Here is a 20869-nt window from a genome sequence, read left to right on the forward strand (position 1 = left end):
TTATCTCAAATCACGCCTACATGCTTCCTTTAGGGAAAAGCGCATCATATGCAGGACAAGGCAGTTTATCGAGAAATTCCTGAAGCTGCTTCGGCTTATTCTTGTAGATATCCTTTAAGGACGTTCCGTTATAAATATTACCGATGACCACAGGATGACAGAGTTCACAGATCAGGATATCCCCGTTCCCGTGAAGATGAAGCTGCTTCTTACCATCAACACAGTTGGAAAAATATACTCCCGGCTGCTCCTTGAAGCCCAGCGCCTCAGCAAAACGGTCCATACAGGTAAAGTACAGCACAGTATCGTCTTTTTTATGTGCAATCAGGTCATGAACGGAACGGATAAGTGCTTCCTTGGTGGAGATCGCGTTCCAATTCGTATGATCCATCACAATGCTGTTTTGGATTTCGTGGATGCGCACACCGAGTTCGTATACTTTTTCACTGATCGCTGGCATGTTGTTCTGTGTCTCTGCAAATAGCAAAGTTTCCAACACCGTTTCCAGCTTGGCTTCGGTACACAACCGAATATTTTGAACGATTTTCTCATACATGCGAGGGTGAACATGATAATACTGTGCATATTTATCGGCATCCGTAAAGTTAAAGGAGATATGAATGTTGGAAAGTCCCGCGTCACGCAGCTTCTCAATTCGTTCAGGGCTGAGCAAACTGGCATTGGTATTGAGCTGGGTAGCGATTCCCTTGCTCGTACAGTGAGCCACGATGTCCAGACAATCCTCATACTTCAGGGTTACTTCACCCCCGGAAAGTCGCACACGTTTTAACGTTGGAATATCATCAATAATACTTTTGACCTCTTTACTGCTGATGCATTGCCCGTCGTTCCGCTGATACGCACAGCAGTAATCACACTTGAAGTTGCAATTAGAGGTGACCCCGACTTCCAGTCCCTCCAGCTCGTAGATGCCCGGCTTTTCCAGTTCAAGTGCTTTATATTTGTTCTCTATACTCAATTTCTTATAATCCTCCCGATCTCAGGCTTGTGTCTTGAATTCCCTTGAGATTATACAGAATGGGAGGGGTTTGTAGATATGACATTGGTAACGGCAGGAGTTTTAGAGTCTATTCTCATCACATATTGACATGTGGTATTGAATATCCCCAAAAAATATCCAAATTAGTGCAACAAAAAGGAAACTTATTCCGTCTCCATAATGTGCAAATAATAGTACTAATGAGGAGGATTTTTAAAGAAATGAAAAAATTGTACAAAGTAATCTCTACAGCAGCACTTGCAGGAATCATCGGCGCTCTTCCGGTAATACCGACTCATGTCTATGCAGCAAGTTCTTCTGTCAAGAGCACTACCACAAGCTCATCTACTGTAAAGGCATCTACACCATCAGACAGTACAGTTATTAAAAATGCTCAAAAGAAATTACAGGAGATTACAGGTAAGAAACTAGAGCTCGTTTACAAGCAAGCTTCAGGAAATGAAATCGAATTAAGTGTTAAAGGGCAAGGATTTGATCAAGTTTCTACCGATAAAAATGGGAATATCACGGATGCCCATGTCGAAGTAGGTAATCGCACATTCATGATTAAAAATAACAAGTTAGATCATACCGTAGAAGACGTTGACACGAGCAAGGCAGACAAGACAGCTCTGAAAGCGGCAGAAGGCGTGTTTGGAGCTCTTGACGGAGTAACCAAAGGAAACCTGAAGCACATCTCCCTGATTGCGAAGGGAAATAAAAAGGTTTTTGAATTTATGTTCCAAAACGGTGATAAGGAAAGCCCTGTTTGGATTCAGGTCGAAAAGGGCTCCAATCAAGTGATGTCGATCAATACCAGAATTCTCGCAGACAAGCTTTTCGGAAAAGACAAAGCAGAAGTCGATAAAGTAGAGCAAAAACTGAAATCATTCTCAGAAGATCAAATTCTGGAACTGGCCCAAAAACAGGCTAAAGAACTGCTAAACGTTGATCTGATCGGATATAAAGTGATTAAGAATACGCAAATGCACGGCAGAGTCACTTTTGAAAAAGATCATTCACCTGAGCTGAGTGGAGACTTTAATTCCAAAGGTCAGTTTTACTCCCTTAAGGTAGAATATTGATGCTTAACTAAGTATAAGTGCCGGATCATAAATTGTGATCAATATGTGAACTGGGCATAGTTCTCCTTTCCAAATCCATACTGAATATATCTGTTGGTAATGGAGGCGGAAGATCGTGGACAAAAGGATGAATCTGCTGATGTTCAGCGGCGATTATGATAAAGCAATGGCCGGACTGATTTTGGCCAATACAGCTCGGGAGCTGGATGTCGAGGTTACGATGTTTTTTGCGTTCTGGGGATTATCATTGGTTCGTGATCCCGATAAAATGACTCTTGAGGACAAGACCATTTACGAGAAACTTATGGATTTGATGACTCCCAAAGGGCCTGAAGCCATGCCGCTGTCTCATATGAATTTTAGCGGTCTGGGCAAACTGATGCTGACGGAAATGCTGGAAGACCATGAGGCACCGAAGCTGATCCATTTCCTGAAGGGAGCCCGGAAGAAAAACGTCAAATTTTATGCCTGCAAGCTATCAGTGGATATTATGGGTTTTAAACCAGAAGAATTCATCCCTGAACTGGAAATTATCGAGGCCAAAACGTATCTAAAGGATGCGCTTGAGTCGGATATGCAGCTTTTTATCTAATATATACTCATGCCTTATCCTTATTGGATGAGGCTTTTTATTTTGACTAAATGATGACATTCGCCTATTTTTTTTAACCTATTCCAGCCTCCCTACGTACCCTAAGAAAATAGAACGACTTGGGAGGCGCCGTATGCTCATGGCTCGAATCGGAAGTAGTAACTGTAGGTATCAGCCTTCTAATGAGGCTCATTTCCAAAAGTATCGCGAAAATACAATTGGTTATCACCAGACCTTTGAATCTCCATATGGGCTTAAAAAGCTGATTTATGCGGATTGGGCAGCCAGCGGTCGTCTGTATGGCCCCATCGAGTCGAAAATAGTTCATGAATTAGGTCCATTTGTGGCGAACACGCATACGGAGTCTAATTTGACAGGTACTCTGATGACCCAAGCCTATGAAAAAGCAAAACAAATCATTAAGAACCACGTTCATGCCAATGAACATGATATCATTCTATTCGCCGGGTCTGGGATGACAGGTGCGGTGAATAAGCTTCAGCGACTATTAGGATTAAAAATACACGAAAAGTTAAAGCCCCTCTATCCTATCGCCGAAAAAGACCGCCCCGTTATTTTTGTTACACACATGGAGCATCATTCTAATCATATTTCCTGGGCAGAAACTATTGGAGACGTTGTGTGTCTCCCTCCGGGCCCTGGAGGAATGGTCGATCCAGCTCATCTCGAACAACTGCTGCTTCAATTTCAGCATCGCCGTATCAAGATTGGCGCTTTTACCGCCTGCTCCAATGTTACAGGGTTCGAAGTGCCAATTCACCAACTATCCCGCAAAATGCATGAACATGGTGGCGTATGTTTCGTTGATTTTTCGGCAAGCGCACCTTATGCGGAGATCGACATGCACCCTACTGATCCCCTTGAGAAACTAGATGGGATCGTATTTTCTCCTCACAAATTTCTGGGTGGCCCCGGTACAAGCGGCGTGCTCATTATGGATTCGCGGCTGTGTTTCCATTGTGCTCCCGATCAACCCGGGGGCGGCACGGTAAGTTGGACTAATCCTTGGGGTGGATACAAGTATAAAGATAGTATTGAAGCTCGCGAGGATGGAGGAACCCCTCCTTTTCTACAGGCTGTTCGAACCGCGCTCTGTATTCAGCTGAAGGAACAGATGGGACACAGCCGCATGTTGGAGCGTAAAAGGGAGCTGACCTCTTTATTGCTAAAAGGCTTGGGCACCGTACCAGGCCTGCATACTTTAGGAGGAAACAGTCAAGATCGGCTGGGAATCGTTTCTTTCGTTGTCGGTCATATTCACTATAACCTGTTTGTAAAACTACTAAATGATCGATTTGGCATTCAGGTCCGAGGCGGCTGTTCATGTGCAGGCCCCTATGGACATTATTTGCTGGGCATCGACCAGCAAGCATCTAAGCAAATGACAGACCTAATTCATGCGGGAGACTTATCTCGAAAGCCGGGCTGGGTGCGTCTGTCGCTTCATCCCATGATGACCAATCAGGAAGTCTCCTATATTGTCTCTTCCATACGGGCTATCGTGGAAAACATCATAACCTGGCAAAAAGATTATACCTATCAGCCGGAATCAAACGAATGGCGATCTATGAATGAACATTACAAAATAGACATCAGCAAATGGTTCAACTTTAGCAATTAAGAGACTCTTGTCCGTTTCCTTCTTTCAAAATACTCATAAGCTACACTGTAAGATTACTATATGAGGAAAGAAGGGGCGACAATGGGTCTCAATTTTCGCAACAGCACCAATGCGGCTATCTTTGTAGTTTTTGCCTATCCGGACTTTAGCTGTACTCCTGTTAACTACTCTAAAGCAGGCTGGTATCGCGTGAACCCCGGTCAAACTATTCAAGTATGGAGCGGTTTCGCTGGAGGTAATACGTTTTTCTATTACGCCGAGGATGATTTTGGACGTACATGGCAAGGTTCATACTTCACTCAAGTTCCTGAGAATGCCTTCGATTGGTGCTGGGATACAGGCTGTACCACTTGTAGAAACGTGGGATTTCGGAGAATTGCGGTTAGCCCGTTCGTCTTGAACTATACTATCGACTTTATAACGAGCAGCGGTCAAAGAAAACCTGCATCAACCACACTTCGTATGACGCTGCCTTCCAAAGCAACTCAAGAGAAACCTATCTTGCGCAGAGTTCCTGCAAAACCTAAGAGACTAAAACAAGGAAAGCCTCAATTACAGAAACGCGTCACACATAAAAAACGGACCAAATAAACAATGATCTGATCGGCTCACCTGTACAGATTATTTAGAACCAAAAAAGGAGCGACCTCCTTACATGGTCTGCTCCTTTGTCTTTTCTCTATGCTGAGGTCAACCCACTTATTTGCTCTCGGATTGCCACTTGGATATCTCTTCACGCACCCGTGGCGCTACCTCTGTTCCCAATAATTCAATAGCTCTCATGACATCATCATGCGGCATCGTGCCGACAGGCACGTGCAACAGAAAACGTGTAATGCCTACCTGTTTACGGAGATGAATGATTTTCTTGGCTACTGTATCGGGATCGCCTACATACAATGCTCCTTCAAAACTGCGCGCGGCATCAAAGCTGGAACGAGTATAAGGACCCCAACCACGTTCACGCCCAAGCACATTCATGCTCTGCTGAGTGGAAGGGAAAAACTTTTCCGCAGCAAGCTCGGTGGTCTCCGCGATAAAACCATGCGAGTGTGATGCAACTGGAAGCAGCGATGCATCATGTCCTGCGTGCTTAGCTGCCTTTTTGTACAACTCCACCAAGGGTGCAAACTGCATAGGGCTGCCTCCAATAATAGCAAGCACTAAAGGTAATCCAAGCAAGCCCGCGCGAACCACAGATTCCTGATTGCCTCCACTCCCAATCCATACAGGCAAAGGATTTTGCACCGGACGCGGGTACACGCCCAAATGGTTGATTGCGGGCCGATGTCCGCCTTTCCAGGTCACTTTCTCAGATTCACGTATTTTCAATAACAGCTCCAGCTTTTCATCAAACAACTCATCGTAGTTATCCAGGTCATATCCAAACAACGGGAACGATTCGATAAAAGAACCTCGGCCTGCCATAATCTCAGCTCGTCCATTCGAAATACCGTCCAGCGTAGCAAAATCCTGAAACACACGCACCGGATCATCCGATGAAAGCACCGTAACCGCACTAGTTAGGCGAATTCGCTGGGTCTGTGCCGCCGCAGCAGCCAGTATAACCGCTGGAGCAGATGCCGCATAATCTTTACGATGATGCTCCCCCACGCCGTACACATCCAGCCCTACCTGATCAGCCAGCACAATTTCCTCGACCACTTCACGTATTCGTTGTGCATGACTGATGACCTCACCGGTTTGGGGATCCGGTGTTGTTTCTACAAACGTGCTTATACCTATCTCCACTTGTCCTACCCCCTATTCTCATGTTTCGTTCTCATTCGGCTGCTTTCGAAAGAAAATCATTTTAAAAACCGATATCTTTATATTGAACTTTTTTTAATCCTTTTTCAAGCTCTCCTTTTTTGAGTCTGAAAATTAGGCGAGAGAAGTGCCGAGATCCGCGCAGGAAAAGCAGTCTCTTTGTCGAATTATGGTATGGAATAAATAAAATTGCTATCCCCACACCATGAAAACAACAAGGAGGCGCATACATTTATGGCTTTTGTTATTAATAATTTAAAGGATAACAGCAATGTTGCCATCACTGACCAATTAGGTGGATTTACAGTACTGGAATACATAACAGATTTGAGCTGCACCTCGGTTGCGGCTGCGAAAGACAATTACTATATGAGCAAAAGTAACATGCGCCGCAAGCAACTCATGATCGAAATCAACAATAGTGAGATTATGATGAGGGCAGGTGCCATGCAATACACTGTAGGCAGTATGGAAATGACTACCGGTGTAAAAGGCGTCGGAGGCCTAATGCGAAACTTGGTGTCCGGTGCTGTAACGGGGACAGGTGCCATTAAACCGCACTATAAAGGCACGGGTACTATTATGCTGGAGCCTACCTATCAATATATTTGGCTTATTGATGTCGATAATGATGACATCGCCATCGAAGACGGCTTGTTTTTAGCTTGTGACACCACGCTGGACATATCCGTCGTTGCACGCAGTAATCTTTCCTCTGCTGCACTGGGCGGAGAAGGGTTATTTAATTTAAGCGCCCGTGGAAAAGGAGTGCTAGCACTTCAAGCGCCGATCCCTTCTGATGAAGCGGTCGTTATAGAATTGCAAAATGATGTGCTTAAGGTGGATGGCAACTTTGCCCTTATGTGGTCCAACACCCTGCAGTTCACCGTCGAAAAATCGGGGAAAACCAAAATGGGCTCGGCCGCTTCCGGCGAAGGGCTGGTTAATGTATACAGGGGAACAGGAACGGTATGGCTAGCACCACTATGACATCTATGTGGGCATGAGCAATGGAGGCCCCATGATGCCAAATGCTAATAAAAAGGGAGAAGCCTCGGCTTCTCCTTTTTTTATCCTCATTGGAACTGAACAGTTTTTCTACTATATACTCTAATTCTTTTTGACAAACTCCGATTTTAGCTTCATTGCTCCAAAACCATCGATTTTGCAATCAATATCGTGATCGCCTTCTACCAAACGGATGTTTTTTACTTTAGTGCCGATTTTCAAGACGGAAGAGCTTCCCTTCACTTTAAGGTCTTTGATGACAGTGACAGAGTCACCGTCCTTTAGAATGTTACCATTCGCATCTTTGACGACTCTAACGTCTTCACTGCTTACGGATTCTGACTCGGCAGACCACTCATGAGCGCATTCCGGGCAAATGAACAGACTGCGGTCCTCATAAGTGTACTCTGAATTACACTCCGGACAATTTGGCAAATTAGACATGGTATTATGTACTCCATTCATTTTTATTTCTATTCCAAGCCTACCTTGGGGTTCCCTACAAGTATATTGGATAATCAGTCGCGGTTCCACTTATAAATGTAACTAAACGGATGCTAACCTTCCTAGGCAGCATCCGTTTTTGACAGTACGGTTATTATGCTTGGATATGCTTGACCAGTTCACTCATTCCTTGGCTAAGCGGCGTCAGGGGACGCTTCAACAGCTTCTCGAAATCGTTACTTACGACATCCAAGGCTCCTTCACGAATCGCCTGTTGAATGCCTACCACAATAGGGATGGCACCTTCCGGTACTCCCGCACCGAGCATAATCTCGGCATACGCAGCATCGTCCACTTGCTGTACAGGAACGTCTTTACCCAGGACCTCAGCAAGTATGGCTGCCAACTCTTCTTGGGTAATCGGCTTACCGGAAAGCTCGTATATGGTATTCTCATGCCCTTCGCCAGACAACACGGCTGCAGCCGCTTGCGCGTAATCAGCGCGGGCAGCCCAACCTACTTTACCGGACCCTGCTGAAGTTAGCCATGGAGCTCCCGCGAGTACGGATTGGATCGTGCCTGCTTCATTCTCAAGATACCAATTATTACGCAAGAAGGAGTAAGGAATACCCGACTCGCGAATGAACTCCTCCGTAATACGATGTACGGGTGCAAGGAATAGAGTGCTGTCAGCGGCATTGGCAGCACTGGTATACGCAATGAAGCCCACTCCCGCACGCACAGCAGCATCAACAGCCGCTTTATGCTGACAAATTCTAGTATCATTATCTCCATCTGCGGATATAATCAATAGTCGGTCTACACCAGCAAATGCCTGATCGAGCGTTTCCGGCTTATCAAAATCGCCATGACGAACGTCAACGCCACGATTACGTAACCCCTCTGCTTTTTCCGGATTTCTTACGCTAACAATAAGATCTTGTGCCGGGACGGATGCAAGCAATGTATCTACCACAATGGAACCCAGTTGCCCCGTTGCTCCTGTTAATGCGATTTTCATGCGAAATCCTCCATTCAGATTTTGTTTACTTTTATATAGTAACTAAAAATATGATACATGTCTAAATTAGAGTCTAAAGGTATGCTTTTCGGGTAAAGGTTGGTAACCTGGTAACCCAGACTTTCCCCAAAGAGAGGAATATGTGTATGAAGAAAGCTATGGTCATTGTAAATCCCTCTTCCGGCAAAGAGGACTCCCTCCAACATGTCAGAAACGTAGAAGAAATTCTACGTGAGCAAGGATACGCTGTTACTGTCGAAGAGACGGCACAAGAACTCGATGCCACCCGTTTTTGCGTCACTGCATGTCAGGAAACTTATGATCTAGTCGTTTCCCTCGGTGGAGATGGCACGCTTCACGAAACTATTAACGGTTTCATGGATCAAGACCATCGTCCAAAACTGGGGGTCATCCCTCTTGGGACCGTCAATGATTTTGCCCGTGCCTTACAAATTCCGCTAAGTCCCGAACTGGCGATCCGTACACTCACTTCTACTCGCGTGAAAGCCGTAGATATGGGTCTCCTAAACGGTCGAATGTTTGCCAATGTTGTTGCTACTGGCTCGCTTGCTGAATCGCTATCCGCTGTGTCGTCAGACGATAAATCTATGTTTGGCACATTTGCCTACGTTAAAGAAGGCATGAAAGAACTTATCAGCCACCCTATCCACCCGCTTATCGTCCGCTACGATGACAAGACCTGGGAAGGCGAATCTCCACTCTTTCTTGCTGCTTTAACCAACTCAGTTGGCGGATTTGAGAAACTGGCCCCCGGGGCTGCTGTTGACGATGGCCTGCTTCACTGCTTTATTTTCCAAAACCTCAATTTATTGAACACGGTGACAGCCAGCATATCCCTATTTTTAGGCAACCTGAAGGATCATAAAGATGTCGTTTACTTTACCGCAAAGCATGTAAGTGTCAGCTCCGCAGAATCGGTCAGTACGAATGTAGATGGTGAGGAAGGACCGTCTTTGCCTATTGAGGTTCGTATTCTACCGCGTCATATCGAGGTGATTGTGCCTGAGGATTGTGAGTAATATAGTGCATATCCTTAGGCTTGAGGCTCATACTCGCTCAATTTCCCCTCATAGATCAAATGGAACCGGTCACTTTGCCGAAAATCGTCTGGAGTAATAAGGGCGGGCAACTTGTTCCATATTTTTATGCCGGATCGCTGTAAAATTTCCGCGACAAATTGCGAACAAAAATAAGAATTACTGAACTCGACTGGTTCTTTGAGTGCAACGCCAATCAAGCCCAGTAAGTTATACATATATTTTTGTCGGCTTCGGATAAAAACGTGTAGAACTCTCTTCATTTTCTCGACTTCGCGATTAGTTACTTGAAGCTCGTAGATGACACATGTTGTATTGGGAAATCTGCTGTATGTACCTGTCTTAATATCCTCTTTCACGAAACCACCATCCAGAGGGTTGCTGGGGGTCTTTCTCCCGAAGCTGTATAACTCCGAAAGTTCTCGATTGAAGGAAATGGAGGCGTGATTGTATGGCGCTCTTGTATAGCTTTTAATGACTCTCGTAAGAAACGTTCCGGTATTCGTAAGCAAGATAAAAACCGATTGATCAGCTACCATTTACGAAATTTCCCCTTATCAAGTTTGAATTATTCCTTCATAATAACATAGGACCCCCTTCATGGAATCCTATTTCGCTATAAGTTGGTGAGTCGCAATGGACAGTTCGTTATTCACGTTAACCCTCATTTGTATAGCCTTATTAATCATCCATCTGATTTATATAGTGGTAGTCAAAACACAGCCCAACAAAGACTATGCAGCTATTGGACTTCGCATCAAGACCTGGTGGGGCATGTTCTTTATCTTTTGCTTGGCGACACTTTTCAATCCGATCGTTTCACTGCTTTCCTTGATGGTGCTTACTTTCTTTGCGCTAAAAGAATACTTCTCCATGATTAGATCCAGAAAAGCTGACCGCCGGTTGTTTTTATGGGCATACTTGACGATTCCTGTACAGTTTTATTGGATTTATATCGGGTGGTATGGAATGTTTATTGTCTTTATCCCTATCTATGTATTCTTGCTGTTGCCGCTCCCGCGATTGATCAATAAAGGAACCGTTGGTTTCTTGCGCAGTGTCAGCTCAACCCAATGGGGACTCATGCTAATGGTTTTTGGACTGAGTCACCTGGCTTATTTTCAGTTTGCTACGCCGCAATACGGAGCGAAACTTGTACTTTTTCTAGTGGTACTGACACAGCTCAATGATGTCGCACACTATCTGGCATCACTCTATTTCGGCAAGCAAAAAATCGTGCCGACATCCAATCCCAATATCACTTGGGAAGGCTTTGCATTCGCTTTTCCCGTAACCATAGCGGCTTCCTATCTAATCTATCCGTACCTGACGCCGTTTGATCTGAAATTTGGGATTATTTTCGGCATGTTGATTAGCTTGAGCGGTTTCTTCGGGAGCTTAACGGTTTCCGTGCTGAAGCGAGATTTATTAATCGGCGATGATGAGAAGTTCGATGCTTTGAAAAAAAGCTACTTAAGCCGGGTGGATAGCTTGACCTACACCTCGCCCGTCTTTTTTCACGTAATTCGTTATTTTTTCGACTTTATGTAGCAATTGTCTCTGCTGCACTTCGCTTCTCACCGTTTTCATTTTCGTGAGCCGGGGTAAGTACTACTGTACCGAAGCAGTCCTTATCCTAGAAAACAATCTTGAGGAGGCGTTAGAAATGGCAGAGCATAATCATGTTGTGAATAAGGAAGGCGAAGTGGCCCTGAACAAGATAGATGACACATTAAATCGGATAGACGACAGCAAAAAGGATGACATTTTGGGCAGCTTTGATTCATTCAAAAGTTATTTGAGCGACAAAATTGAAATGGCTCAAAAAATCGGCTTAAATGAAGAAGTGATGGCAAAAGCAGCTGAGAAGATCGCAGGCTATCTGGCAGCCAAGGAAGAACCGCGCAATAGCGAGGAGAAGCTTCTTCAGGAATTGTGGAAGGTAGGGGACAAAGAGCAGCAGCACGCGCTTGCTCATATGCTCGTACGCGTGGCTCAATCCTCGTAGCCATATTTAATTGATGAAGAATAATATTTTACTATAAAAGAGCAGTCTATCCTTGGATGAGGATAGACTGCTCTTGCGTTTACTATCGTTGCAGTGCGTTCCTCTAGTGATTACAATATGTTCTGTTCTTGCTATCACTTTAGGGAAGCTCTTTTCTTGGATACGAGTCTTAGCGCATGAAATTAGTTCACCTGGGCCAACAATTCATATGCATCTTCCTTGGTAGTAACCGCCAGAAGTGCTTCTCTGAAATGATCGTCCATCAGCTTACGAGACAGCATTTGCAGCACCTTGAGATGTGCATTATCCTTGCTATTACGCGGAACAGCAATCATGAAGATCAGTTTCGCTTCACTGCCGTCCAAGCTTTTCCAGTCCACTCCGCTCCGCTTCACTCCAAAGACCACGCTTGGCTTCAGAACAGCTTCCGATTTACCATGAGGGATAGCAATATTCATTCCAATGCCTGTGGAGCTTTCCTTCTCTCGGTCCAGTATGGCCTGTTTAAAGCCACTGGCAGAACTTACGGCTCCATTTCTCTCAAGAGTTCCGATCATTTCATCAATCACGGCATCCTGTGTCATTCCTTCCAGATCCAGATTAATCAGATCCATTGTTACAATATCTGTCAACTTCTCAATGTGAATGGCTTGCGAAGATACGGCTGGATCGTTATTTGCAGTTGCTACAGCTGATGACTCGGCGGCAGTCGTAGTCATCGTAGATTGTTCCGTTACTGCGGCAAAATCTCCAGATGTCTCTTCTCCAGCAACAGCTGGATTTGCAGTTGTAATATCTCTTTTCAGCAGACTCACCAGGATGACCGACACAGCTGCGCCGACAATAACGGCGATGAAGAACATCAATACATTATCCACTGCACCAAGGACGGCTACAATCGGTCCACCATGAGCTACCTTATCTCCTACATTTCCCAGCATCGCAATGACTGAACCGACCATAGACCCTACCATGATACTAGGAATAACACGCAATGGATCTTGGGCAGCGAAGGGAATCGCTCCTTCAGTAATACCGAATAGACCCATCGTGAATGTCGCTTTCCCAGCCTCGCGTTCTGCTGGTGCAAATTTACGCTTGTTGATCATTGCTGCAAGTCCCATTCCAATCGGTGGAATACAAATCGCAACGGCGATCGGTCCCATAATTTCGTAATTTCCTTCCCCAATCATGGCCGAACCGAATAAAAATGCTACTTTATTGACTGGACCACCCATATCAAAGGAGATCATCGCACCTAAAATCAGTGCCAATAAAATTGAACTTGTACCTTGCATACCTGCAAGCCAACCCGTTAAAGCTTCAAACAATTGTGCGACTGGAGAACCGATGATAAAGACAAAGATTAATCCTACAATTAAAGATGACAACACAGGGATAATAATAATAGGCATGATCGGCTGTAACGCTCGCCCAACCTTCATTTTCCGAATACCCAGTGCAACATAACCCGCCAGGAAACCAGCGATAATTCCGCCGATAAATCCGGCTCCTGCCTCACTTCCATAAAAACTGCCGTTCGCAGCAATGAATCCGCCAACCATACCCGGTGCAAGCCCCGGTCTATCCGCAATACTCATCGCGATGAATCCAGCGAGGATGGGTATCATAAAGGTAAACGAAGCCGAACCGATATCCTGAACCGTCTTCCAAAATGAACCGTCCGGTATAACCAGACCGCCTGGTGTCTTCTCACCGCCAATCGTCAACGCAATGGCAATGAGCAATCCCCCAATGACGATAAAGGGTACCATATAGGATACACCATTCATCAAGTGGCGGTAGATAGGATTTTGCTTCGGTTTATTCTCCTGTGAGCTAGCTTCGGAGGTACGTGACTCTGCCTGGTACACAGGCACATTCCCCTTCATCACCCGCTGGATCAATTCTTCCGGACGGCGAATCCCATCCTGTACTCCAACGACCAGCAGTTTCTTGCCGACGAAGCGGTCTTTGACCACCGTCTTATCCGCTGCAATAATAATGCCATCCGCTTCACGGATCTCCTGCTCAGTGAGTTGATTTTCTACTCCAATGGAGCCTTGTGTCTCAACCTTCATCTCGATCCCCAGCTTGGCTGCTGCCTTTTGCAGATTCTCAGCCGCCATATACGTATGTGCAATTCCGTTAGGACATGAGGTAATCGCTAATATCTTCATAGTCATTCCCCTTCTCTCTGATGTTTCCGCTTACATTGATAGTATAACCGCCTTTTTTGCCGTTATCGGGCGAACTTTTTACCGGAACTTTCGGAAAAATAGAATAATACGGACAAAAAAACAGGACTTATCTATAAGTCCTGCTCCAAAGCATGGCTTTAAATTTAGTTTATCCCTTTAGCTTCCCTAATAGTCTCATCGCATCGGTTTCCTTGGATAAAGCATGAACTAGAGCTGGCTGCTCACTGATTAGGGACAATTCCTTAAATAACTGCCGCATTTCTTCCCGCCCATCCTGTTTTACCGCAAGCAAGAACACAAGCTCCACTTTCTCGGTTCCCCAAGTAAGTGGCTTCTTTAAAGTAGCGACTACAATGGCGGACTGCCTTATCCACTCTGAGCCGCCATGCGGGATGGCTATGCCTCCTCCAATCGTCGTAGCTGACATTTTTTCTCGTGCCAACACGCTGTCCACATAACCTGTCTCCACATATCCTTTGTCCTCCAGTATTTGCGCCAGCTTGGAAATCAATTGTTCCGGACGCTGCACTTCTTGTTGGGGAAAGACTAAAAAAGGGGTTGTGTACTTAAAAAATACAGATTCATCTGCGACTCTAGATTCCGGCTCATCCATTCGTCTGATCACTTGCTCCAGTCGACGCTCATCCTTGACATCTAGCAATGGGGAGACGAGAATGTGTGGAACACTCAGCTCTGGAAGATCCACGGTTGTAATAATCAGATCCACCTCACGGGTTGCCAGATAGTCCTGGACTTCTGCCTTCGAAAGAGTTGTCTCCACATGTACAGCCGGAAACTTACGCTCCACCTTTGTGCGCAGCAGTTGGGACATACCGATGCCCATGTGACACACGATGATGGCCCTCTGAGGATGACTTTCTTTCTGGTGAAGTCGCTCCACAGAAGCCTGAAAATGTAGCGTTAAATACGCCGCTTCCTCCTCAGGGAATGATAACCGGACCAAATTTCCTACTTCCTCCAGCGTAATAATAACCCGGTCGAACATGTAAGGGTACATCTTCTTGATCTCAGTCAGCATAGGGTTGGACACCGTCAACCCATATTGAAGCCGGTTCAGGGTCGTATATAAATGGAGTTTCAACCCTTTCAGCAACATCTTATCCTTGGAAAAGTCAATCATATTCAGCTCCGACATCCGCCGGACTAACTGCTCAATCAGCTTAGGTAAAAGCGGATGGCTGTCTGCCAGATCGCTTTGTTTTCCATTTCTGTCCTCTTGCTGGTAACGGAACTTTCCGCCCAGCAAATGCAGGGTTAGATAGGCCGTTTCTTCCTTGGAAAAAGGTACGGAAAACAGCTTTTGCAGCTGCCCTAAAAACGAAGTAGCCCACGTAAACTCGACCTTCTCCTGCAAAAAGGCAATGTCTTGCTCGGAGAGAGAGATGGGCTGTCCCAGCTTGGTTCGTTTGACCATTAAGAGAATATGGAGCATTAAACCCTCAAAAGCTTCATCCGTAAAGCTGAGTTCATGATGCTTTTGAAATGCTTTTAATTCATAATGGATGGTTGCAATCTCGTGCGGCTCAAACTGCTTGCGCATCATCTGTCCCGTTAACTCAGGACTATCAATCAACTGATTCATCCGCGCCAAAGCGATCCGCTTGTTTTTCTCAGTGCCTTGAATGGTCAATCCTACCCGCTGCTTGGTAATCAAGGCAAGATCAAAGCTGTGCAGCCAGTCATCAATCTTCTCCATATCTCTACGGATCACCGTTTTGTTCACATAATACTGAGAGGCCAGATCTTGTATCGTGACAGGCTTGGCATCCATCAAGAGCCGATAGGCGAGATGCAGCACCCTCTCCTCATCCGATTCATGCTGGGCTGTACTCTCGCCTGCATACAGCCGGTGAAATAAATCAGCCTGCTCCGCTTCACTGATCTCTAAATAAATGCCACGTCCCGGTCTTCTCACCAGATTGGCATCGGAGTGCTTGACTAAATATTCTTCAATCACTTTTAGATCGTTTCGAATCGTCTTTTCTGAGCAATCCGTCTGATCGGCCAGATCCTGCACTAACCACAGTCGGTTCGATTCAGTTAACAACTTGCGAAAAATTTCTACTTGCCTTCTGTTCATTCTGATCTCCTATCTTCCAAAATAAAGAATGTTCAGGCATACCAGGCTATAATTCGTTGGTTTTGTGTTGACTTTAAGTATACTCCAAGTAGTACATTTAAAGCATGGTGGCCGCCAAATTTAAGATTGATGAAAAGAGGATTGCTCATGAATATTGGAAAAACAGTGCTTATCACGGGGGCCAACAAAGGGATCGGATATGAAACGGCCAAGCAATTGGGGGATACAGGTTTTACAGTTTTGATTGGCTCACGGAATGAGCAGAGTGGCCGGGAAGCGGTGGCTAAGTTGGTTAATGAGGGAGTAGAAGCCCGATTGATTTTGTTAGACGTGACGAATCAAAGTACGATTGATTCCACAGTCCATCAGATCAAACAAGAATTCAGTTCCCTTGATGTACTCATCAACAATGCTGGAGTATCTCTGGGGGGAGCCACTCCTCCAAGTCAATTCTCTTTAACCGATTTAAAAGAAACGTATGAAACCAACTTTTTCGGTTTGGTTGCGGTGACTCAAGCCTTACTTCCTTTATTGAAAAAATCTCCACGCGGCAGAATTGTTAACTTATCAAGTGGCCTTGGTTCGTTAACCTATAATAGCGATCCTGAGCACGAGCATGCCCAATTTAATTTGCTTGCCTACAATAGCAGCAAAGCAGCGGTTAATATGCTAACCGTCACACTTGCCAAGGAATTCAAGGACTCACCTCTCAAAATTAATTCGGCTGACCCCGGCTTTACCGCCACCGACTTAAACGGCTTTACAGGACCGGGTTCGGTACAACAAGCTGCTGCTATCGTTGTTCGTTTAGCAACTTTACACGATGATGGTCCGACAGGAGGGTTTTTCGATGCGAGTGGAGAAGTACCTTGGTAATTGTTACAATTAAGGGAGTGGATACTTTGCAGGAAATTCCAGAGACCGTAACCTCTATTAGTCAAGCTGCTGAATTAACAGGTTTAACAGAGGATACCATACGTTATTATGAGCGAATTGGCTTGCTACCTTATGCAGAACGAAAGGCTAACGGACACAGGTTCTACAGTAGAGATCAGATTCTAGGGATTATCTTTCTAACCCGATTAAAAGCTACTGGAATGACCATAGAAGAAATGAAACATTATCAAGAACTTTCGATGCAAGGTAACAGCACCATCCCGATCAGACATTCCTTACTTGAAAGACATAATCAGAAGATTCAAGGAGAAATCTCCAGACTGATGGAAACCCAAAAAATTATTGAATATAAACTCAATCATTATCGTGACCTCTCTACCAACCCTGATCTTACCGACACTAATTGCAACCCTACAACGAAGGAAAACTTATAATAATAACCCCTTTTCAAAGGGGTTATTTCCATTTTAACTAGGAGATTGATGGAGCCCCCGTAATACCCTACAATCGAAATATAACCTAAGTTTCTAGGGGGAGTAACAGTGATCACCTATTTGATATGCAATGAAGTCAGCATGGAGCACATTTTCCAGGCATTTTTGCTCGGATTCTCAGACTATTCTATTCGCCTGACCATGGAACAAGACGATTTTGCGGCACGTTTTTTCGGTCCAGAGGGTAATTTACGGAGCCACTCTTTCCTTGCCATGGATGAAGATCAGCCAATTGGCTTGATTCTAGGCGGTATCCGGCAGTTTGACGGGTACAAGACCATGCGTTGCGGCACGCTATGCATCGGTCCAGCTTATCGTGGCCAGGGTATTAGCAACAGGTTGCTCGAATTGCATAAACAAACGGCCATCTCCGAGAACTGTCAGCAGCTATGGCTCGAAGTCATTTCAGATAATCATCGGGCTGTCCAGTTCTATAAAAAGCACGGCTATGAGGTACGCTATACGCTAAAATACTACAACGGTACTGTCCTATCGGTCTCTCCCGCTCCCTCATCATCGTACATTGTTAAAGAGCTCATGTTTGACGATGTCGCAGCTTTTCGTAAAATTCTCACCGACTGTCACATCCATTGGCAAAGTGACACACCTTATTACGCTAATAGCACACAGGAAGTTTTTCTCGGCATCTACGCAGTGAACCAAACCAGACTCGGCATGATCGCTATGAGTGCTCAAGGTAAAATCAACTTTCTTTGGGTCGATCCCAAACATCGAAACCAAGGCCTTGGACGTACCCTACTTCATCAAGCGGCAGAAATCCAAGAGGTCGAGAAGGTATATATCTGCCTGTCCGACAATAACTCTCTTGAAGGCTTTATCCAAAAAACAGGCTTCTCGAAGGACCCTATTGAGCAATATGAAATGTGTATACCGCTTGATCCAACTACACCTCCTAAGTTCAATATTCGATTATCATTACTTTCTTCTTCCAATTATAAAGTAAATGAAAGAATACCTCTAAAGGGATATTTATAATTAGTTCTTTGTTTATAGAATGTTTTCCTAATCATGGATGATAAAATGACCGTTATATAAGGAGTGTGATTTTAAATTATGGATTATTAAAATGAGGTGTACGATTTGGAAGACCAGCACATACCACAGATTTCACAGGCAACAGCAAGAGAGAAGTACATTCGGCATGGGCAAAACTATGGAGAAACAAACAGAATGGCCGAAATATCAAAAACCTACGGTTCGTCTATTTTGTTTAGACGTTGGGGGGCAACGGTTTTTGATTTCATATTTTTTGTTATCGGTTATATTTGTTTTTTTATCTCAGTCATTCAGGTAACCGACAGATGGTTGTTGCCCTTAGCGATTGCTTCCCGTTGCATTCTGATTATAGCTTTCTTCTGCTATTATTTGCTTTTGGAAGGTTACACAGGCTATACGCTTGGCAAATTCGTTTTTCGTATTAAGGTGGTTAACGGAGAAGGAAAACCTCCTGGTTTTCTTAAATCACTCATTCGCACGTTGCTTAGGTTAATAGACACCAATCCATTGCTAATGGGTTCACTACCTGCTGGTATCAGCGTGTTAGTAACTGCATCAAGACAACGAATTGGTGATTTAGCTGCAGGTACATATGTGGTAAAGGTACGGGATTTAGAGCCGATTAGCAAAAAGGCAATGAGACGGTCGCTCTTCATATTTATTACCGCAATGGTGATCTTGGGAGCCTCTTTTGTAAATGCTATTTTTGTACTGGCAAACAGTTACAAGTCCAATGAAGCTCCGGTAAGCAAGCAGGAGCAGAGTTTTGTAAGTAGAGATGGACATGTTCAGATCTCAGCTCCGTTAGATTGGTCAACAGACCCGGATCGGGAAGGAAAAGCAGATATTGCGATATTCAATCCCTACATTGAAAAGTCTGTTATCGTACGATCCAATTCGAAGGAGAAATTGGGTAATGTGACGCGCCAGTACTACACAAAGAAAATTCAAAACAACATGACCAAAGAGTTTAATCTCTCTACGGTAGGACCTTCATCCAACACAACGATTCAAGGATATCCTGCCACTCAGTTCACGATTAAAGGACAGAAAGATATAAACCATTATGTCGCCCATGTAGCCATTATTGAGACTGAAAATAATTTCTACCAGATCATCGGGTATACGCCTGCATCAAAATATAGCCGTTTAAAGAAGGAAATCCATGATATTACCTATAGCTTCCGTGAGGTTCGACCTTAGGCCACGTGACGGGTCATGATGAATAATGAAAGAATAAGACGCAAAAGACAGGTGCTCCTCGGAGCCCTGTTTTTTGCATACAGCTATTCTTGATATCTATGATAAAATAGGCTGACATGTTCGGCGCCCTGTTTTATTATATTGTTCAGATGCACAACAATTTGAAAGCCCTTTCAAAAAATGATACAGTAAAACACCTTACGTCACTAGATAAAGGAGGAATCCGATCTGTTTCCGCTCTCCGAAAGACAAGCCCAAGACATCGTAGACAAAATGATGAAGGATATTCCATACAACATCAATATTATGAATGAACGAGGCATCATCATTGGCAGCGGCGAGAGTGAAAGAATCGGAACCATTCACCAAGGGGCTGTTCAGGCGCTCGAAACCGGAAAAATGATTGAAGTGTGGCAGGACGGACATTACGAGAAAAAAGGAACCAATGAACCAATTGTCATTCATCATGAGTTAGTCGGTGTCATCGGTATTTCAGGCAATCCCGACGAAGTGCGTCCTTTTTGCAACATTGTTAAAACTACGGTGTCTCTCCTGATTGAACAGCGTATTTCCTTGGAGCATCTGGCCCACGAGGCCAACCGCAAAAAATCCGTACTAGAAATGCTGTTAAACCATCAGGGAGCCTATACCCAAAAAATAAAAAAAGAAGCTGCTCAATATCACATTGATTTGCTTCTCAAAACTTCGGCCGTATATGTAAAGCATCTTCCTTCCGACCCTGCTCATTTGGCCGAGTTGTCCAATATATTCATGCAGCATCCATCCTTCCGTATGGAGGAAGACAGCTATCTCATCCTGATGCAAAACCAGGAACCGACCGCCAAGCTGCTGGAACCACTTGTACGCAGCCATCCCGATGTGCTGATTGCCATCAGTAGACAAGAGCACAGCATTGCGGATGTTTATATGCAAGCCAAGTCCGCTATGAATGTTTTACTAGCTCTGCGTCCCTCTATGCACATCGTTTCTTTTGCAGAAGTCGAATTTCTGGTCAAACTGAGCCAAACCAGCCTGACCAACACGATCCATCTGGTCAGCAAGCTGGAAGATACCGTGGATTTGCTGGATACGTTGCGAAGCTTAATTAACCATAATGGTAGTGTCTCCTTCACTGCAGATGAATTAAACATTCATCGAAATACACTGCAATACCGCTTGAAGCGCATCCATACCTTAACTGGCAAAGATCCCCGGAATCTCCTGCAGCTTTTTGAGCTTACGCACGGCTTATTGGCGCTGTATCAATGAACTGCTGTATCACGCCAGAGCATGCTGCGATAGTTTGCGCTCGCCGTCACTCCCGAATT

20 protein-coding genes are annotated in these 20869 nt (G+C 44.7%); 13 read left to right on the plus strand and 7 right to left on the minus strand.

The annotated features are described in order from the left end of the window. Positions 1-16: 16 nt before the first annotated feature. Positions 17-979 carry a radical SAM protein gene (locus ACN6NF_RS24845; RefSeq protein ID WP_474320175.1) on the minus strand — a complete coding sequence of 321 codons (963 nt, stop codon included), beginning with the start codon at positions 977-979 and terminating at the stop codon, positions 17-19. Between the two features lie 242 nt (positions 980-1221). On the opposite strand from ACN6NF_RS24845, the gene ACN6NF_RS24850 reads away from it, so the two are divergent. From ACN6NF_RS24850 to ACN6NF_RS24865, 4 genes are all read left to right on the plus strand, one after another. Then, positions 1222-2085, plus strand: a complete 864-nt coding sequence (locus ACN6NF_RS24850; protein ID WP_474320176.1) for a hypothetical protein — start codon at positions 1222-1224, stop codon at positions 2083-2085. A gap of 115 nt (positions 2086-2200) precedes the next feature. Beyond that, entirely contained in the window at positions 2201-2677 is a 477-nt protein-coding gene (locus ACN6NF_RS24855) for a DsrE/DsrF/DrsH-like family protein (protein ID WP_474320178.1), read from the plus strand. Positions 2678-2810: 133 nt separating this feature from the next. Then, entirely contained in the window at positions 2811-4319 is a 1509-nt protein-coding gene (locus tag ACN6NF_RS24860) for an aminotransferase class V-fold PLP-dependent enzyme (protein ID WP_474320180.1), read from the plus strand. A gap of 81 nt (positions 4320-4400) precedes the next feature. After that, entirely contained in the window at positions 4401-4910 is a 510-nt protein-coding gene (locus ACN6NF_RS24865) for a DUF1036 domain-containing protein (protein ID WP_474320181.1), read from the plus strand. Between the two features lie 108 nt (positions 4911-5018). Here ACN6NF_RS24865 and ACN6NF_RS24870 read toward each other — a convergent pair whose 3' ends face one another. Beyond that, positions 5019-6071 (minus strand): LLM class flavin-dependent oxidoreductase, encoded by a 1053-nt coding sequence (locus ACN6NF_RS24870; protein ID WP_474320183.1) that lies wholly within the window; start codon positions 6069-6071, stop codon positions 5019-5021. Between the two features lie 252 nt (positions 6072-6323). On the opposite strand from ACN6NF_RS24870, the gene ACN6NF_RS24875 reads away from it, so the two are divergent. Beyond that, a complete protein-coding gene (locus ACN6NF_RS24875; protein WP_016822536.1) occupies positions 6324-7079 on the plus strand; it encodes an AIM24 family protein in 756 nt (251 codons plus the stop codon). A gap of 120 nt (positions 7080-7199) precedes the next feature. Here the strand turns inward: ACN6NF_RS24875 and ACN6NF_RS24880 are convergent, their stop codons facing one another. Both ACN6NF_RS24880 and ACN6NF_RS24885 read right to left on the minus strand, forming a co-directional pair. Continuing rightward, on the minus strand, positions 7200-7541 hold the full coding sequence (locus tag ACN6NF_RS24880) for a zinc ribbon domain-containing protein YjdM (protein WP_474320185.1): 342 nt from the start codon (positions 7539-7541) through the stop codon (positions 7200-7202). A gap of 154 nt (positions 7542-7695) precedes the next feature. Then, positions 7696-8562, minus strand: coding sequence for an SDR family oxidoreductase (locus tag ACN6NF_RS24885; protein WP_474320187.1), 867 nt, complete (start codon positions 8560-8562; stop codon positions 7696-7698). Positions 8563-8708: 146 nt separating this feature from the next. On the opposite strand from ACN6NF_RS24885, the gene ACN6NF_RS24890 reads away from it, so the two are divergent. After that, entirely contained in the window at positions 8709-9602 is an 894-nt protein-coding gene (locus ACN6NF_RS24890) for a diacylglycerol/lipid kinase family protein (protein ID WP_474320188.1), read from the plus strand. A 14-nt stretch (positions 9603-9616) separates the two neighbouring features. Here ACN6NF_RS24890 and ACN6NF_RS24895 read toward each other — a convergent pair whose 3' ends face one another. Further along, positions 9617-10159 (minus strand): hypothetical protein, encoded by a 543-nt coding sequence (locus ACN6NF_RS24895; protein ID WP_064962829.1) that lies wholly within the window; start codon positions 10157-10159, stop codon positions 9617-9619. A gap of 97 nt (positions 10160-10256) precedes the next feature. Here ACN6NF_RS24895 and ACN6NF_RS24900 point away from each other — a divergent pair, with 97 nt between their 5' ends. Together ACN6NF_RS24900 and ACN6NF_RS24905 are read left to right on the plus strand one after the other, a co-directional pair. After that, on the plus strand, positions 10257-11171 hold the full coding sequence (locus tag ACN6NF_RS24900; protein WP_474320190.1) for a phosphatidate cytidylyltransferase: 915 nt from the start codon (positions 10257-10259) through the stop codon (positions 11169-11171). A gap of 115 nt (positions 11172-11286) precedes the next feature. Then, a complete protein-coding gene (locus ACN6NF_RS24905; RefSeq protein WP_019689027.1) occupies positions 11287-11628 on the plus strand; it encodes a DUF3243 domain-containing protein in 342 nt (113 codons plus the stop codon). 182 nt (positions 11629-11810) lie between these two features. Here ACN6NF_RS24905 and ACN6NF_RS24910 read toward each other — a convergent pair whose 3' ends face one another. Both ACN6NF_RS24910 and ACN6NF_RS24915 read right to left on the minus strand, forming a co-directional pair. Beyond that, positions 11811-13808 carry a fructose-specific PTS transporter subunit EIIC gene (locus tag ACN6NF_RS24910; protein ID WP_474320192.1) on the minus strand — a complete coding sequence of 666 codons (1998 nt, stop codon included), beginning with the start codon at positions 13806-13808 and terminating at the stop codon, positions 11811-11813. A 169-nt stretch (positions 13809-13977) separates the two neighbouring features. After that, positions 13978-15930 (minus strand): BglG family transcription antiterminator, encoded by a 1953-nt coding sequence (locus tag ACN6NF_RS24915; RefSeq protein ID WP_474320193.1) that lies wholly within the window; start codon positions 15928-15930, stop codon positions 13978-13980. 147 nt (positions 15931-16077) lie between these two features. Here ACN6NF_RS24915 and ACN6NF_RS24920 point away from each other — a divergent pair, with 147 nt between their 5' ends. The 5 genes from ACN6NF_RS24920 (at position 16078) to ACN6NF_RS24940 (ending at position 20810) form a co-directional block, all read left to right on the plus strand. Next, on the plus strand, positions 16078-16806 hold the full coding sequence (locus ACN6NF_RS24920; protein WP_474320195.1) for an SDR family oxidoreductase: 729 nt from the start codon (positions 16078-16080) through the stop codon (positions 16804-16806). After that, a complete protein-coding gene (locus ACN6NF_RS24925; protein WP_474320196.1) occupies positions 16800-17261 on the plus strand; it encodes a MerR family transcriptional regulator in 462 nt (153 codons plus the stop codon). Before ACN6NF_RS24920 ends, ACN6NF_RS24925 begins: the two co-directional genes overlap by 7 nt. Positions 17262-17369: 108 nt before the next feature. After that, a complete protein-coding gene (locus tag ACN6NF_RS24930) occupies positions 17370-18317 on the plus strand; it encodes a GNAT family N-acetyltransferase (protein ID WP_474320197.1) in 948 nt (315 codons plus the stop codon). Between the two features lie 105 nt (positions 18318-18422). Next, a complete protein-coding gene (locus ACN6NF_RS24935; protein WP_474320199.1) occupies positions 18423-19541 on the plus strand; it encodes an RDD family protein in 1119 nt (372 codons plus the stop codon). A gap of 273 nt (positions 19542-19814) precedes the next feature. After that, complete coding sequence (locus tag ACN6NF_RS24940; RefSeq protein WP_474320201.1) at positions 19815-20810, plus strand: CdaR family transcriptional regulator; 996 nt, start codon at positions 19815-19817, stop codon at positions 20808-20810. Positions 20811-20869 lie beyond the last annotated feature (59 nt).

The sequence above is a fragment of the Paenibacillus sp. TSM33 genome (assembly GCF_056099025.1).